Origin of the sequence: Aminobacter aganoensis, assembly GCF_014206975.1 — a bacterium.
Classification (GTDB): Bacteria; Pseudomonadota; Alphaproteobacteria; order Rhizobiales; family Rhizobiaceae; genus Aminobacter; species Aminobacter aganoensis.
The window spans coordinates 483,246-496,910 of the sequence record NZ_JACHOU010000001.1; the positions used below are offsets into that span (position 1 = coordinate 483,246).

A 13,665-nucleotide genomic window follows, 5' to 3' on the forward strand; every position below is an offset into this window, starting at 1 on the left:
ATGCCGCGCGTCTCGAGAGAGCGATGGCTCGAGCCCTACAATCCCAGCCCGCCGATGCAGACATATTTGGTGTCGAGATAGTCCTCGATTCCCTGATGCCCGCCCTCACGGCCGAGCCCGGACTCCTTGACGCCGCCGAACGGCGCCTCCGGCGTGGTGATCAGGCCCTCGTTGACGCCGACCATGCCATATTTCAACCCTTCCATCACCCGGAAGGCGCGGCCGAGATTGCCGGTGTAGAAATAGGACGCCAGGCCGAACTCGGTGTTGTTGGCAAGCTCGATGGCCTCCTCCTCGGTCTCGAAGCGGAAGACCGGCGCGACGGGGCCGAAAATCTCTTCTTTCATGAACTTCATCTCGGTCGTCGCATTGGCAATGACCGTCGGCTCGAAGAACGAGCCGCCGAGCGCGTGCCTCTTGCCGCCGGCAACCACCTTGCCGCCCTTGGCGGTGGCGTCGGAGATGAATTCCTCGACCTTCTCGACCGCCTTGCCGTCGATCAACGGGCCCTGCTGGACGCCTTCGTCGAGACCCGAGCCGACCTTGAGCTTGCTCGACGCCGCCGCGAACTTCTCGACGAACGCGTCGTAGATGCCGGCCTGCACGAAGAAGCGGTTGGTGCAGACGCAGGTCTGGCCCGAATTGCGGTACTTGGCGGTGATCGAGCCCTCGACCGCGCGGTCGATGTCGGCGTCGTCGAAGACGATGAACGGCGCGTTGCCGCCAAGTTCCATCGACACCTTCTTGACCGTCGAAGCCGACTTCTCGATCAGCAGCTTGCCGATCTCGGTCGAGCCGGTGAAGGTGATCTTCTTGACCAGCGGATTGGCGCAGATCTCGTCGCCGATTTCGCCGGCCGAGCCGGTCAGCACATTGACCACCCCCTTGGGGAAGCCGACTTCCTCGCACAGCGCGCCCCAGGCGAGGCCCGAATAGGGCGTCTGCGATGCGGGCTTGACCACGGCGGTGCAGCCCGCGGCAAGTGCCGGTCCGAGCTTGCGCGACAGCATCGATGACGGGAAATTCCACGGCGTGATCGCTGCGATGACACCGACCGGCTCCTTGGTGACGAGGATGCGGCGGTCGGCCCAGGGCGACGGCACCACGTCGCCATAGGTGCGGCGCGCCTCCTCGGCGAACCACAGCACATAGGCTGCCGATGAGCCGATCTCGCCGCGGGATTCGGTCAGCGACTTGCCCTGCTCGATGGTCAGCAGCTCGGCAAGCGAGTCCTGGTTGTCCATGATAGCGTCGTGAAGCTTGCGCAGCAGCTTCGAGCGTTCGAGCGCCGAGGTCTTGCGGAAGCTCTTGAAGGCTTCGTTGGCCGCCTCGATGGCGCGGCGCGTTTCCGCGCCCCCGGATTTCGGCACCGTGCCGATCTTCAGCCCGGTCGCCGGGTTGATGACATCGATGGTCTTGCCGGAATCGGCCTGTACCCATTCGCCATTGATGAGATTGGCCTGCCGCATGAACTGACTGGCTTTCTGGAGCATGGCTCACCTCCTGATATGGCGCCGGTTGGACGCGGGGAGCGTCCGTCTTCGGATCGGCCAATGCCTGGCGCGCTGGTGCAAAATTAGTAGCGCGCTAAAAGCCAGGCGATCAACCACATTGTGGCATGACGCTGGTCCAGCCCTTAGCCGAACACCATCGTTGCGACCGTCAGCCAGAAGGCGGTCGTCACCACCGCGCAGGCGGTGGCGATCGTCATCTGGTTGGAGGCGAGCGCCTGGCCGGTGCCGAACTGCGTCGCGATAAGGTAGGAATTGACGCCCGAAGGCAGGCTCGCCGCCGCCACCGCCACCTTGGCCGGCAATGGTGGCAGCCCGAACAGCCAGGCAAAGGCGAGCGCGACAGCTGGCATCAGCATCAACTTGAGTACCGACAGCGCGAGTGCCGGCTTGATGTTGCCGGAAATGCCGAACTTCCTGAGCCCGAGCCCCATCGCAAACAGCGCGACCGGGCCTGCGATGTTGGCCAGCGCATCGACGAAGCGGGTCGCGAGCGAGGGCAGCGGAAAGCCGGTCGCCCGCCAGGCAAGGCCGGCCAGGATGCCGATGATCAACGGGTTGCTGAATATCTTGCGCAGGAAATCGCGGACGATGGCGAGCGGATGCATCGGCTCGTCGCGCCGCGGCCCGAACATCTCGAAAAGGATGATCGAAGCCATCATCATGGTCGGTAAGTGCACCGAGACGATCAGCGAAAGGACCTCGAAGCCCTGCTGGCCGAAGACGCCGAGCATGAACGGAATGCCCAGCAACACCAGGTTGGAAAAGGCCGACGAGACGCCGCCGACCACGCCTGCCTGTCCGTCGCGGCCGAACAGACGGGTGGTGACGAGATGACCGGCGGTCCAGGCAACCGCAACGGCGATGAAGTAGGTCGCCCACAGGGCCCACGGCGCCGCGCCGTGGAAGTCCGCTCCGACCATGGTGCGGAACAGCAGGAGCGGCAGCGCCACGCCGATGGCGAACTCCGAAAGCGCATCGCCGGTTTCAATTCGCAGATAACCGGTGACGCCTGAAATGTAACCCAGCGCCACGAGGCCAAAGACGAAGAGTACTGTTTCGACGAGCGGAGACATCGGCACACTGGCGTAAACGGGAATCGGCTTGCAGAAGCATTGCCCCCTGGCCGGCTCCGATCAAGCTCCCTGCGGCAGATCGGCTTCTGCCGGCATTTGTCGTCACCTTGCCTTTCATTCGGCTTTGGCATCCCTATATCCGCGTCGCCTGTTCGGGATCATTCATGCTTAGAGTTGCCATTGCGGTCATGCTTTTGTTCGGCGCCCTGCCTGCCCAGGCCACCGAAGCCGGCTGGGCACTGCTGCGCAACGGCGGCCATGTCGTGCTGCTGCGCAACGCCATGACCACCGGCACCGTCGAGCCGCCGAACTTCGACATCGAGAAATGCGCGACCCAGCTCAATCTGTCCGACCGCGGCCGCCAGCAGGCGCGCAAGATCGGCGCGTTGTTCGCCGCCCGCGCTGCCCCTGTCGAAAAGGTGTTGGCCAGCCGATTCTGCCGGACGCTGGAGACCGCCCGTCTCGCCTTCGACGACCAGGTGGTCGAACCTTTGGCGACCCTCGACAAGCCCACGGAGGCTACCGCCGAGGTCGATGTCGCCGCTATCCTGGACATCATCCGCAACTATTCCGGCTCGGACAATCTCGTGCTTGTGACCCACCTGGAGAACATCCAGGCGCTGACAGGAGCGTCGGCGCGCGAGGGCGAAGCGCTGATTGTCGGCCTGCAAGGAGAAAGGCTGCATGTGCTCGGCCGCATCGTCTTCTAGCAAAGCGCTTGCCCTGCCTTCCCTTGCGTCCAAAGCCGGAAGCGTCAACCAAAGCGCAGGATTTGGCCTTTTCCTGTCTGAAAAAACCGATTAGACAGCCCCTCAAAACTATGCGCGCAGAATCTGTCCCGGATTCATGACCGCCCTCATCAAAGGAAAAAACGTGTCCACGACATTCGAGAAAGTCGCCAAGATCATTGCCGAAACCAGCGAGATCGACATCGACACCATCACGCCCGAGAGCCACACCATCGACGACTTGGGCATCGACAGCCTCGACTTCCTCGACATCGTCTTTGCCATCGACAAGGAATTCGGCATCAAGGTGCCGCTCGAGAAGTGGACGCAGGAAGTCAACGACGGCAAGGCTTCGACCGACGAATACTTCGTCATGAAGAACCTCTGCGCCAAGATCGACGCGCTCGTCGCCGCCAAGAACGCCTGAGCACGCTGAAGCCAACCATGGTCAACCGCGACGTCGTCATATCGGGCATCGGCCTTGTCTCCTCGCTCGGAGAGGGCGGTGACGCCCACTGGGACAAGATGACCGCGCCCGGCGTGGCACCGGTCACCGACGCCGAGCGCTTCCATCCCTATGTCGTGCACCCCCTGCCCGAGATCGACTGGGGCCAGCAGATCGCCAAGCGCGGCGACCAGCGGCAGATGGAGACCTGGCAGCGGCTTGGCACCTATACGGCGGGCATGGCGCTCGACGACGCCGGCATCAAGGGCAATGACGAGCTCAGCGCGACCATGGACATGGTTGTGGCGGCCGGTGGCGGCGAACGTGACGAAGCGGTCGACGCCGGCGTGCTGGCGGCATCGGAAAACCGCGCCGACCACGATGTGCTTCTCAACGAGAAGCTGACCACGGAACTCCGGCCTACCCTTTTCCTGGCCCAGCTTTCCAACCTTCTCGCCGGCAACATCTCGATCGTCCACAAAGTCACCGGCTCTTCGCGCACCTTCATGGGCGAAGAAGGCGCCGGCGTCGCCGCCATCGAAACCGCGGCGGCCCGCATCCGCTCGGGACAGTCGACGCATGTGCTTGTCGGCGGCGCCTTCCAGACCGAGCATCCAGACATGCTGCTCGGCTACGAACTCGGCGGCTATCTGCATCGGGGACCGTGGAAGCCGGTATGGCACAGACGTGGCTCGGAAGGCGGCGGCGTGGTCACCGGCTCGGGCGGCGCGTTCCTCGTGCTGGAATCGCGCGAACATGCCGAAGCGCGCGGCCAGAAGATCTATGCCCAGCTCGGCCCGGTCGTTTCAGGTCGCGCCAGGCGCCGCAATGGCGGGCTCGAAGCAGGCATCGCCGAGTTGCTTTCCAAAGCGGAACTCCCCTCGGGCGAGTTGCTGGCGATCTCCGGCGCCTCGGGCGCGCATGCCGCCACAGCCGCTGAGAAGACCGCATTCGAGGCCAATCCGGCGATTGCAACCCGCGCCCTTTCGTCGCTCACGGGACACATGAAGGAAGCGCAGTTTCCGTTCGCGGTGGCGCTTGCAGCGCTCGCCGTCAGCCGCGGTGCCGGTTATCCGGCCTTCGAGGCTGGCGAGAAAACATTTGCCGGAAAGCCCGCATCCGTGCTGGCAACTGCGGTCGGCTATCACCAATTCGAAGGCCTGGCGCTCGTTTCCGCGCCGCGCTGAAGGGTGTCAGGACAAAACATGGCCAATCTGAAGGATCATCTCGGCAGACCCGTCGTCGCCGTCACCGGCATCGGCGTCGTCACCTCGCTCGGCGTCGGCAAGGCCGAAAACTGGGCAGCGCTGACTTCCGGCAAGTCGGGCATCCACCCCATCACCCGCTTTCCCGTCGATCTCCTCAACACCCAGATTTCGGGCATGATCGACTTCCTGCCGTCGAGCACCAAAGGCTCCAGCGCCCTCACCTACGAACTGGCGGAGACGGCGGCAAAGGAAGCAGTGGCCGAAGCCGGACTGGACAATCAGGATTTCGATGGCCCGCTGTTCCTGGCCTCGCCCCCGGTCGAGCTCGACTGGGCTGACCGCCTCGCGCTCTATGCCGGCGACAAGGAAGGTGCGGGCTACGAGCGCCTGCTCAAGGTGGCGCGCAGCCAGAATTCGCTCGACATGTTCGAAACAGCGCAGTTCGGCTCCATCGCCGACCGCCTTGCCGACCTTTTCGGCACGCGCGGCCTGCCGATCACGCTCTCGACCGCCTGCGCCTCAGGTGCGACCGCAATCCAGCTTGGCGTCGAAGCCATCCGCCGCGGCGAATGCGACCGCGCGCTGTCGGTCGGCGCCGACGGCTCCGCAACCGCCGAGGCGCTGATCCGCTTCTCGCTGCTTTCCGCGCTTTCGACCAACAATGACGTGCCTGAAAAGGCGTCCAAGCCCTTCTCCAAGGACCGCGACGGCTTCGTGCTGGCGGAAGGCTCGGCAGCGCTCGTGCTGGAATCGCTCGAAAGTGCGCTCGCCCGCGGTGCCGAAGTGCTCGGCATCCTGCGCGGTTGCGGCGAAAAGTCTGACGACTTCCACCGCACCCGATCCAAGCCGGACGGCTCGCCCGCCATCGGCGCGGTCAAGGCCGCCCTCGCCGATGCAGGCCTCGGCGAAGACGAGATCGACTACGTCAACGCCCACGGCACCTCGACGCCCGAAAACGACAAGATGGAACATTTGTCGCTGTCGACAGTGTTCGGCGAGCGCATCCGCAAGATCCCGGTGTCTTCGAACAAGTCGATGATCGGCCACACGCTGTCGGCAGCCGGTGCCATCGAAGCGGCCTTCTCGCTGATGACCATGCGCGAAGGCGTCATTCCGCCGACCATCAACTACGACAATCCCGATCCGTCGATCGAGCTCGACGTGGTGCCAAATGTGAAGCGGAAGGCCGAAGTTCGCACCGTGCTTTCCAACTCCTTCGGCTTCGGCGGCCAGAACACCTGCCTTGTCATGGCGCGGGAACCGGTCTAAGCGACCGTCTCAACGTTCCAGGGACAAGGATTTAGCGACATCATGCGCGCATTGCAGCTCGTCGAGGACCGCCGGCTCGAGCAGGTGGACATCGCTCCGCCGCCGCCACCCGGCCTCGGCGAAGTCACGCTCCGCATCAAGGCCGTCGCGCTCAACCACATCGACGTGTGGGGCTGGCGCGGCATGGCCTTTGCCAAGCGCAAGATGCCGCTGGTCATCGGCGCCGAAGCCTCGGGCGAGGTTGACGAGGTCGGCCCCGGTGTCACCGGTCTCGCGCCCGGCCAGCTGGTGTCGATCTACGGCGCCCGCACCTGCGGCCTCTGCCGCCCCTGCCGCGAGGGTCGCGACAATCTCTGCGAGCATGTCTCGGGCGTGCACGGCTTCCACCTCGACGGCTTCGCCCAGGAAAAGATCAACCTGCCGGCACGCCTGCTCGTCCCCGCCCCTCCCGGCGTCGACGCCATCGGTGCTGCCGTCGCTCCGGTAACCTTCGGTACCGTCGAGCACATGCTGTTCGACAACGCCAAACTCGAACCGGGCGAGACGATCCTGATCCATGCCGGCGGCTCGGGCATCGGTTCGGCGGCGATCCAGCTCGCCAAGAAGATGGGCTGCACCGTCATCACCACAGTCGGCTCGAACGACAAGATCGAGAAGGCCAAGGCTCTCGGCGCCGATCATGTCATCAACTACCGCGAGGACCGCTTTGAAGGCGTGGTGCGCAAGCTGACCAGGAAGAAGGGCGTCGACGTCGTCTTCGAGCATGTCGGCAAGGACACCTGGGCCGGCTCCATGTTCAGCCTGAAGCGTGGCGGCCGCCTCGTCACCTGCGGTTCGACGTCAGGCGTTTCCACCGACATGAACCTGATGATGCTGTTCCAGCAGCAGCTGAAGATCCTCGGCTCCTTCGGCTGCCGCATGGAAAACATGGCCGACGCCATGCAGAAGATGGCCGCCGGGCTGGTCAAGCCGATCATCGACACCGAGGTGGACTTCACCTCCATCGACACCGCACTGAAGCGGATGGAAGGTCGCGACGTGTTCGGCAAGATCATCCTCCGTATCGACTGAGGATCTGCCGGAATTGCCCCGCAAGAAGGCCAGCAAGATACCCAACCCCACGATCGTTCGGATCATGGGGCGCCTGCGCATGCTGAACTACTGGCTGGTGGCACAGGTCGCGCTTGTGGTGCTCAAGCTGCTGCGGCTGTTTCCGGTCGACAAGGCGCTCAATTTCGCTGACCGCGCGGCCCGCACCGTCGGCCCCTGGTTCGGCCGCCATCGGGTAGCGCTGTCCAACCTGCGTAATGCCTATCCTGAAAAGAGCGAAGCCGAGATCGAAGCCATCGCCCTCGACATGTGGGGCAACATGGGCCGGCTCGGCGCCGAGTACATTTTTCTCGAAAAGATCTTCGATTTCGATCCCGAGGCGACCACGCCTGGCCGCATCGAGGTGGCGGGCGTCGAGCATTTCGCCGAGATCGCGGGCGAGCAGAAGCCGCACATCGTCTTCACCGCACATCTCGGCAATTTCGAGCTCTTGCCCGTTGCTGCGGCGACCTTCGGCATGAAGATCACGGCGCTGTTCAGGCCGCCGAACAATCCGTATCTCGCCGAGTACATCCTCTCGACACGCACCTCGAACATGGGTGACCTGCTTGCCTCGCAGCGCGGCGCCTCATTCGCGCTGGCCGGCATCCTCGATCGCGGCGGCAACGTCGGGGTGCTCGTCGACCAGAAGTTCAATCGTGGCCTGCGGACAACCTTCTTTGGTCGCGAATGCGAAACCAACCCGGTGCTCGCCATGCTCGCGCGCCACTATGAATGCGATGTCTATCCCGCCCATTGCGTCCGGCTTCCGGGCAACCGCTACCGGCTGTCCGTAGAGGAAAAGCTGACGCTGCCGCGGCTGGTTGACGGCGCTGTCGACGTACAGGCGACGACCCAGATGCTCAACGACACCGTCGAGCGCTGGATTCGCGAGGACCCCGGGCAGTGGATGTGGTTCCACAAGCGCTGGTCTCTTTACGGAGGCAAGCGCCGGAAGGTCAACAAGACCAGCAAGACGACTGCCGACTCCTGAGCCGACGCGCTATCCGCCGTAATAATTCATGACGGCGTGACGAGCCTCGGCGAAGAACAGCCAGCGTTCGACGGCGAGGCCGAGGGCATAGAGCAGCACCGCCAGCATGGCAGCGATCACCGCAACCGCACCGCCGCCGGCAACAATGGCCACGATCAGCAACACGATCGGCATCGCACCGCCTGCAAGAATGGCCAGGCGCGACAGCTTGAGCGCGTGCTTGCGGGCGACCTTGAAGCCCATTTCACGGGTCAGGTAGTTGTCGTTGATATGCGGTCGCTCGAACAGCCTGACCCGGCCGATGTTGCCGAGCCCGGTGGCGCTCTCCGGCGTCGACAGGGGAGCAAGGGCCCGCAGGCGTGTCCACCACTGGTGCTTGGCAAGCCACGCCGCCACGACAAACAGGGCGGCGATGACGGCGCACACCGTGCCGCCGGCGCCGGATGCATATCCCGCGACGGAAGCGAGCAGGAAGCCACCGGCTCCGGCAAACAGCAAGTAGCAAAGCGGTGTAAAGCCGGTATTCCAGGCCTGGATCGAGCGCAACGAGGCATAGATCATCGCCGTGCAGTAGACGGTGATCCCGCACATGGCCGCGCCAACCAGGCCGGCGACCGGCTGGTAGCCCCCCTCCACGACCGCAAACCACGCTGAGATCGTCAGAGGCACGAATGTCAGGATCGCCATCACGCCTTCGCGCGACAGCCAGCTCGACCACCATTGCGACAGGGCTCGCCAGGCGCGCTGCGGATTGCCGAGATGCAGCGTCGACGACAGCAGCCCACCGGCTATCATCGCCAACGCAGCCAGATGCGCGACCTTCACCGACAGGCCCGAAGCGTCGAGCAGTCCTAGCCCCAGAACGGCCGCAAGGCCGTAGCCGAGCCCGGAAAGCGTGGTGAACAGAATGATGGAAGGTGCAGGATGCATATTTCAGATTCGGTCCAGCATGCCGTCGAGCCAGGCAAAGAAGCCTTTGGCGCCATCGGTGTTCTCGGCAAGCACGGCAGCGCCGGCGCTCGCGGCGAGCGGCTTGCGCGCCCGCGGCGGCAGATATTTGTTGGTCGGGCGCGTACCCTGTTCCGGCATCAGGTCGAAGCCGCCGCGTTCGGCCACCATGCGCGACACCTCCGAACCGGGATCGGCGAGGTCGCCGAAATGGCGGGCATTGGCAGGACATGTGCGCACGCATGACGGCACGCGGTCGACCTCCTTCAGCGTCTCGTTGTAGATGCGGTCGACGCAGAGCGTGCACTTCTTCATCACGCCTGCGGCAAGGTCCATCTCGCGCGCGCCATAGGCGCAGGACCAGGCGCACAGCCCGCAGCCGATGCATTTGCTTTCGTCGACGAGCACGATGCCATCTTCGGCACGCTTGTAGGAAGCACCCGTCGGGCACACCGTGACACACGGAGCGTCCTCGCAATGCAGGCAGGACTTTGGGAAGTGCACGATGCGGGCTTCGCCGGCCTCGCCGATCACTTGGCCGCCCTCGGGCACCACCTCGAAGGTGTGGATGCGGTTGAGGAAGGTGCCGGACACATCAGCCCCATACGGGTCCTGGTCCGACAGCGCCGCGCCGTAACCGCCGGTGTTCCATTCCTTGCAACTGATGACACAGGCATGGCAGCCGACACAGACGTCGAGGTCGATGACCAGACCCAGCTTCCTCGGCGTTGGCACTGACGGCAAAAGAGTCATTTCGCCCACTCCTGGCCGTAGCGCAATTCGTCCACATGCGGCCGCTCGCCGCCCGGCTGCGCCAGGGCAGAAAAATGCGGTTCGCTGACCTCGGCGCGGTCGGCCTTCTCGATCCGCACCCTGAGGTCGTACCAGGCTGCCTGGCCGGTAATCGGATCGGAATTCGACCAGCGCATGCCATCGCCTTTCGGCGGCAGAAGTTCATGGATCAAGTGGTTCATCAGGAAGCCTTTTTTGGCTTCCGGCGCGTCCTTGTCGAGCGCCCAGGCACCCTCCCGCTTGCCGATCGCGTTCCAGGTCCAGATCGTACTGGAGTTGACCGCCTCCATCCGAGCGGCCTCGACCTTGATGCGTCCGTGATGCGAAATAACCCAGACCCAATCGCCGTCGACAAGTCCGATCTCGTCGCAGATGGCGGCGGGCACGTAGAGCGGGTTCCGGGTGTGGATCTGCCTCAGCCATGCATTCATCGAGCCCCAGGAGTGATACATCGCCGCCGGCCGCTGGGTGATGGCGTGATAGGGATAGTCCTCGCGGCTGACGGCGGCCTCCTCGAACGGCCGGTACCAAACCGGCAATGGATCGAAGGCCGCGAGGATGCGCTCGCGATGCGTCTCGGGTGCTACCGGTTCGCGCAGGCCCTCAGCCGAGAGGCGGAATTTCTGCAGTGTTTCCTGGTAGAGCTGGAAGGTCACCGGCTTCGGCTCGTCGAAGAAGCCCATGCGCACGGCAAAGTCCTGGTAGGCCTTGTTGGCATGCTTGAAGAACTGCGCTTCGAGCGGAATATGGGCCGAAAAGAACGAGCCGTTCTCGATGTAGCGATCGAGTTGCTCGGGATTGATTGCCCCTCGCCCGGCCCGGTCGCCATTGCTGCCGCGGAACCCGGCCAGCGGGCCGATGCCGGGCCGCCGCTCGTGGCGCACGATGTAGTCGGCATAGTCCTTGTAGAGCGCCTTGCCGCGGCTATCGACGAAACCCGGCAGCTTGAGCCGCGAGCCGAGGTCGAGAAGAACGGTCTGGAAGCCGCGCACGTCGCGGTCGGGCTCGACCACCGGCCAGCGAATCGCATCCTGCACCGCATCCGGCTCGGAGATCGGCCGGTCGAGCAGCGAGATGCAATCGTGGCGTTCGAGATAGGTCGTGTCGGGCAGCACGAGGTCGGCATAGGCGACCATCTCGGAGGAATAGGCGTCCGAATAGATGATCTTCGGGATGCGGTACTCGCCGGTCGCAGGATCCTTGTCCTCCAGCATCTTGATGACGCCGGCCGTGTTCATCGACGAATTCCAGGCCATGTTGGCCATATAGAGAAACATCAGATCGATCGGATAAGGGTCGCCGGCATGCGCATTGGCGATCACCATGTGCATCAGCCCGTGGGCAGAGATCGGCGCATCCCACGAGAATGCCTTGTCGATGCGCATTGGCCGGCCCTGCGCATCGATGAGCAGGTCTTCCGGCCCCCTGGGAAAGCCGAGATGCGGGCCCGACAACGGCTTGTTGGAGCCAAAATGCTCGGCCTTGCCGTGCGGCGTCGGATGCGCCTCGATCGGCTTGGGATAAGGCGGCTCGAAGCGGAAAGCGCCGGGGCAGTCGACCGCACCGATGAGCACCTGCAGCATGTGCAGCGCCCGCGCCGTCTGGAAGCCATTGGAGTGGGCCGACAGCCCGCGCATGGCATGGAACGACACCGGACGGCCGATAAACGCCTCGTGGCGTTCGCCATTCATGTCGGTCCAGGGCTGGTCTATGGAAATCGCCTCGTCGAAGGCGACGCGCGCGATCTCGGCGGCAAGGCCACGTATCACCTCGGCCGAAACGCCGGTCTCCCGGGCAACCGCTTCCGGCGCATATTGCGGATCGAGATATTTTTCGGCGAGCAATTGAAACGAGGGCACGGCATAACGGCCATCCGGCAGCTCGACGCGGCCGGAAAGGGCTGCCCGCGCTCCCTTGGTGCCCAGCGGCACGACGTGCTCGGTGACCGTCTCGAAGACCTGCGGCTTGCCGTTGTCGTCGCGCACGAAAAGTCCATGCTCGGCCGTCCCGGGCGCGTCGACCACCAGCCATGTTGCGTTGGAATAGCGCACGATGTAGTCGACATCGATCTTCCGCGACTTGAGCAGTTCGTGCACGACCGCAAGGATCAGCAGGCCGTCGGTGCCGGGGCGGATGCCGATCCAGTTGTCCGCGACGGCGGAATAACCCGTGCGCACCGGATTGACCGAGACAAAGCGCGCGCCGCGCTTCTTGAGCTTCGAGATGCCAATCTTGATCGGATTGGAATCGTGGTCTTCGGCGACCCCGAACATGACAAACAGCTTGGTTCGGTCCCAGTCGGGCGCACCGAACTCCCAGAACGCCCCGCCAATGGTCATGATGCCGGCGGCGGCCATGTTGACCGAGCAGAAGCCGCCATGAGCGGCATAGTTGGGGGTGCCGAACTGCTGCGCCCAGAACCCGGTCAGAGACTGTGATTGGTCGCGGCCTGTGAAGAAGGCCAGCTTCTTCGGATCGTCCTGCCTGACGCCGTCCAGCCAGCCGGTCGCCAGGGCCAGGGCCTCGTCCCAGGAAATCTCCTTGAATTCGCCGGAACCGCGCGGACCGGTCCTCAGCAGCGGAGCACGCAGCCGCGCCGGCGCATAATGCTGCATGATGCCGGCCGACCCCTTGGCACACAGCACCCCCCGATTAACCGGATGGTCGCGGTTGCCCTCGATGTAACGGACCTTGCCGTCCTTCAGATGGACGTCGATGCCGCAACGGCAGGCGCACATGTAGCAGGTGGTCTTGCGGACCTCGTCGGAGACGGGTTCCGAAAGCGCTAGATGCGGTTCTGATTTCATCCGGCGGCCTCCCCTGAAGAAGAGTCCTAGCGAGGCGGTCGCCGAAAGGAAATGCTTGAAAATGGCTCTCTACGGCAAAATTTGTCTATTTGCCGATCAGAACTTAGATCGAGCGGCTCATGTTGTGCCGGAAATGAAAAAGCCGGGGAGCCCCCACTCCCCGGCCTTTTCGCAGGCACGTCACCCCAAAGCTCGATTGACGGCACATTAGCACCGACGTGATCGGTGGCAATTCTTGAGCCCCTCGGTCGAGGGCAAATTCCGGTTTTTGACTGCGGCATGAAGCAATTCTGCAACAGAAATGCCGATATCGGGGCAAATGGTACGTATGTTTCCGCCTGGAAGACCTAGTTTGTCACCACGATTCTCGTGTTGCCTGCCCCGACTTCCTTGACCAGGGCATAGAACCTTGCAGCGTTGGATGTCTGCAATCGGACGCAACCGTGCGAGGCCGGCCGGCCGAGTTGCCTGACCGCGCCAGTGCCATGGATGGCGTAGCCGCCATTGTAGAAGACCGAATAAGGCATCGGTGAATTGTCATATTTCTGCGAGTACCACATGCGATGCAGGCGCTTGGGCCGCCAACTGCCACGCGGCGTGACATATCCCCTGCGCGCCGTCGAAACCGGCCATCTGTGGATCACCCGTCCGTCCATGCTGACCGTCATGGTCTGGCTCGAGACATTGACCCTGGCGACAAGAACATCGGCCAATGCCTGCGCCGGAAATCCGGCAAGGGCCAAAGTAGCGGCCATGAAGAGAGCCTTGTACATTGTTCGCACACTCCCCTGTCGGCAG

12 protein-coding genes are annotated in these 13,665 nt (G+C 63.8%); 6 read left to right on the forward strand and 6 right to left on the reverse strand.

Going from position 1 to position 13,665, the window contains the following annotated elements:
- Positions 1-35 precede the first annotated feature (35 nt).
- Together GGR00_RS02375 and GGR00_RS02380 are read right to left on the reverse strand one after the other, a co-directional pair.
- Complete coding sequence (locus GGR00_RS02375) at positions 36-1,493, reverse strand: NAD-dependent succinate-semialdehyde dehydrogenase (protein ID WP_055969050.1); 1,458 nt, start codon at positions 1,491-1,493, stop codon at positions 36-38.
- A gap of 143 nt (positions 1,494-1,636) precedes the next feature.
- Positions 1,637-2,587: an AEC family transporter gene (locus GGR00_RS02380; protein ID WP_055969053.1), complete on the reverse strand. Its 951-nt coding sequence runs from the start codon at positions 2,585-2,587 to the stop codon at positions 1,637-1,639.
- Between the two features lie 164 nt (positions 2,588-2,751).
- Between GGR00_RS02380 and GGR00_RS02385 the strand changes: the two genes are divergently transcribed.
- From GGR00_RS02385 to GGR00_RS02410, 6 genes are all read left to right on the forward strand, one after another.
- Positions 2,752-3,297: a histidine phosphatase family protein gene (locus GGR00_RS02385; protein ID WP_184697618.1), complete on the forward strand. Its 546-nt coding sequence runs from the start codon at positions 2,752-2,754 to the stop codon at positions 3,295-3,297.
- Between the two features lie 136 nt (positions 3,298-3,433).
- A complete protein-coding gene (locus GGR00_RS02390) occupies positions 3,434-3,742 on the forward strand; it encodes an acyl carrier protein (RefSeq protein ID WP_183260656.1) in 309 nt (102 codons plus the stop codon).
- Positions 3,743-3,759: 17 nt separating this feature from the next.
- Positions 3,760-4,947, forward strand: a complete 1,188-nt coding sequence (locus GGR00_RS02395) for a beta-ketoacyl-ACP synthase (protein WP_184697621.1) — start codon at positions 3,760-3,762, stop codon at positions 4,945-4,947.
- An 18-nt stretch (positions 4,948-4,965) separates the two neighbouring features.
- Positions 4,966-6,237: a beta-ketoacyl-ACP synthase gene (locus GGR00_RS02400; protein WP_184697624.1), complete on the forward strand. Its 1,272-nt coding sequence runs from the start codon at positions 4,966-4,968 to the stop codon at positions 6,235-6,237.
- A gap of 42 nt (positions 6,238-6,279) precedes the next feature.
- Entirely contained in the window at positions 6,280-7,308 is a 1,029-nt protein-coding gene (locus GGR00_RS02405; RefSeq protein WP_055969065.1) for a zinc-binding dehydrogenase, read from the forward strand.
- Between the two features lie 64 nt (positions 7,309-7,372).
- The gene (locus GGR00_RS02410; protein WP_184698068.1) at positions 7,373-8,320 is read left to right on the forward strand and encodes a lipid A biosynthesis lauroyl acyltransferase; all 948 of its coding nucleotides are present in this window, start codon (positions 7,373-7,375) and stop codon (positions 8,318-8,320) included.
- A gap of 9 nt (positions 8,321-8,329) precedes the next feature.
- Here the strand turns inward: GGR00_RS02410 and GGR00_RS02415 are convergent, their stop codons facing one another.
- The 4 genes from GGR00_RS02415 to GGR00_RS02430 all read right to left on the reverse strand — a co-directional run bounded on the left by GGR00_RS02415 (position 8,330) and on the right by GGR00_RS02430 (position 13,640).
- Positions 8,330-9,250 carry a dimethyl sulfoxide reductase anchor subunit family protein gene (locus GGR00_RS02415; RefSeq protein WP_184697627.1) on the reverse strand — a complete coding sequence of 307 codons (921 nt, stop codon included), beginning with the start codon at positions 9,248-9,250 and terminating at the stop codon, positions 8,330-8,332.
- Between the two features lie 3 nt (positions 9,251-9,253).
- Positions 9,254-10,021 carry a 4Fe-4S dicluster domain-containing protein gene (locus tag GGR00_RS02420; protein WP_055969071.1) on the reverse strand — a complete coding sequence of 256 codons (768 nt, stop codon included), beginning with the start codon at positions 10,019-10,021 and terminating at the stop codon, positions 9,254-9,256.
- Entirely contained in the window at positions 10,018-12,867 is a 2,850-nt protein-coding gene (locus tag GGR00_RS02425; protein ID WP_055969074.1) for a molybdopterin oxidoreductase family protein, read from the reverse strand. Before GGR00_RS02425 ends, GGR00_RS02420 begins: the two co-directional genes overlap by 4 nt.
- 347 nt (positions 12,868-13,214) lie before the next feature.
- A complete protein-coding gene (locus GGR00_RS02430; RefSeq protein ID WP_055969077.1) occupies positions 13,215-13,640 on the reverse strand; it encodes a L,D-transpeptidase in 426 nt (141 codons plus the stop codon).
- Positions 13,641-13,665: the final 25 nt, after the last annotated feature.

Excerpts from the sequence above, each read along its gene's own strand:
- GGR00_RS02375 (WP_055969050.1), bottom strand. The coding sequence starts at position 1,493 with ATGCTCCAGAAAGCCAGTCAGTTCATGCGGCAGGCCAATCTCATCAAT.
- GGR00_RS02380 (WP_055969053.1), bottom strand. The coding sequence starts at position 2,587 with ATGTCTCCGCTCGTCGAAACAGTACTCTTCGTCTTTGGCCTCGTGGCG.
- GGR00_RS02385 (WP_184697618.1), top strand. The coding sequence starts at position 2,752 with ATGCTTAGAGTTGCCATTGCGGTCATGCTTTTGTTCGGCGCCCTGCCT.
- GGR00_RS02390 (WP_183260656.1), top strand. The coding sequence starts at position 3,434 with ATGACCGCCCTCATCAAAGGAAAAAACGTGTCCACGACATTCGAGAAA.
- GGR00_RS02395 (WP_184697621.1), top strand. The coding sequence starts at position 3,760 with ATGGTCAACCGCGACGTCGTCATATCGGGCATCGGCCTTGTCTCCTCG.
- GGR00_RS02400 (WP_184697624.1), top strand. The coding sequence starts at position 4,966 with ATGGCCAATCTGAAGGATCATCTCGGCAGACCCGTCGTCGCCGTCACC.
- GGR00_RS02405 (WP_055969065.1), top strand. The coding sequence starts at position 6,280 with ATGCGCGCATTGCAGCTCGTCGAGGACCGCCGGCTCGAGCAGGTGGAC.
- GGR00_RS02410 (WP_184698068.1), top strand. The coding sequence starts at position 7,373 with ATGGGGCGCCTGCGCATGCTGAACTACTGGCTGGTGGCACAGGTCGCG.
- GGR00_RS02415 (WP_184697627.1), bottom strand. The coding sequence starts at position 9,250 with ATGCATCCTGCACCTTCCATCATTCTGTTCACCACGCTTTCCGGGCTC.
- GGR00_RS02420 (WP_055969071.1), bottom strand. The coding sequence starts at position 10,021 with ATGACTCTTTTGCCGTCAGTGCCAACGCCGAGGAAGCTGGGTCTGGTC.
- GGR00_RS02425 (WP_055969074.1), bottom strand. The coding sequence starts at position 12,867 with ATGAAATCAGAACCGCATCTAGCGCTTTCGGAACCCGTCTCCGACGAG.
- GGR00_RS02430 (WP_055969077.1), bottom strand. The coding sequence starts at position 13,640 with ATGTACAAGGCTCTCTTCATGGCCGCTACTTTGGCCCTTGCCGGATTT.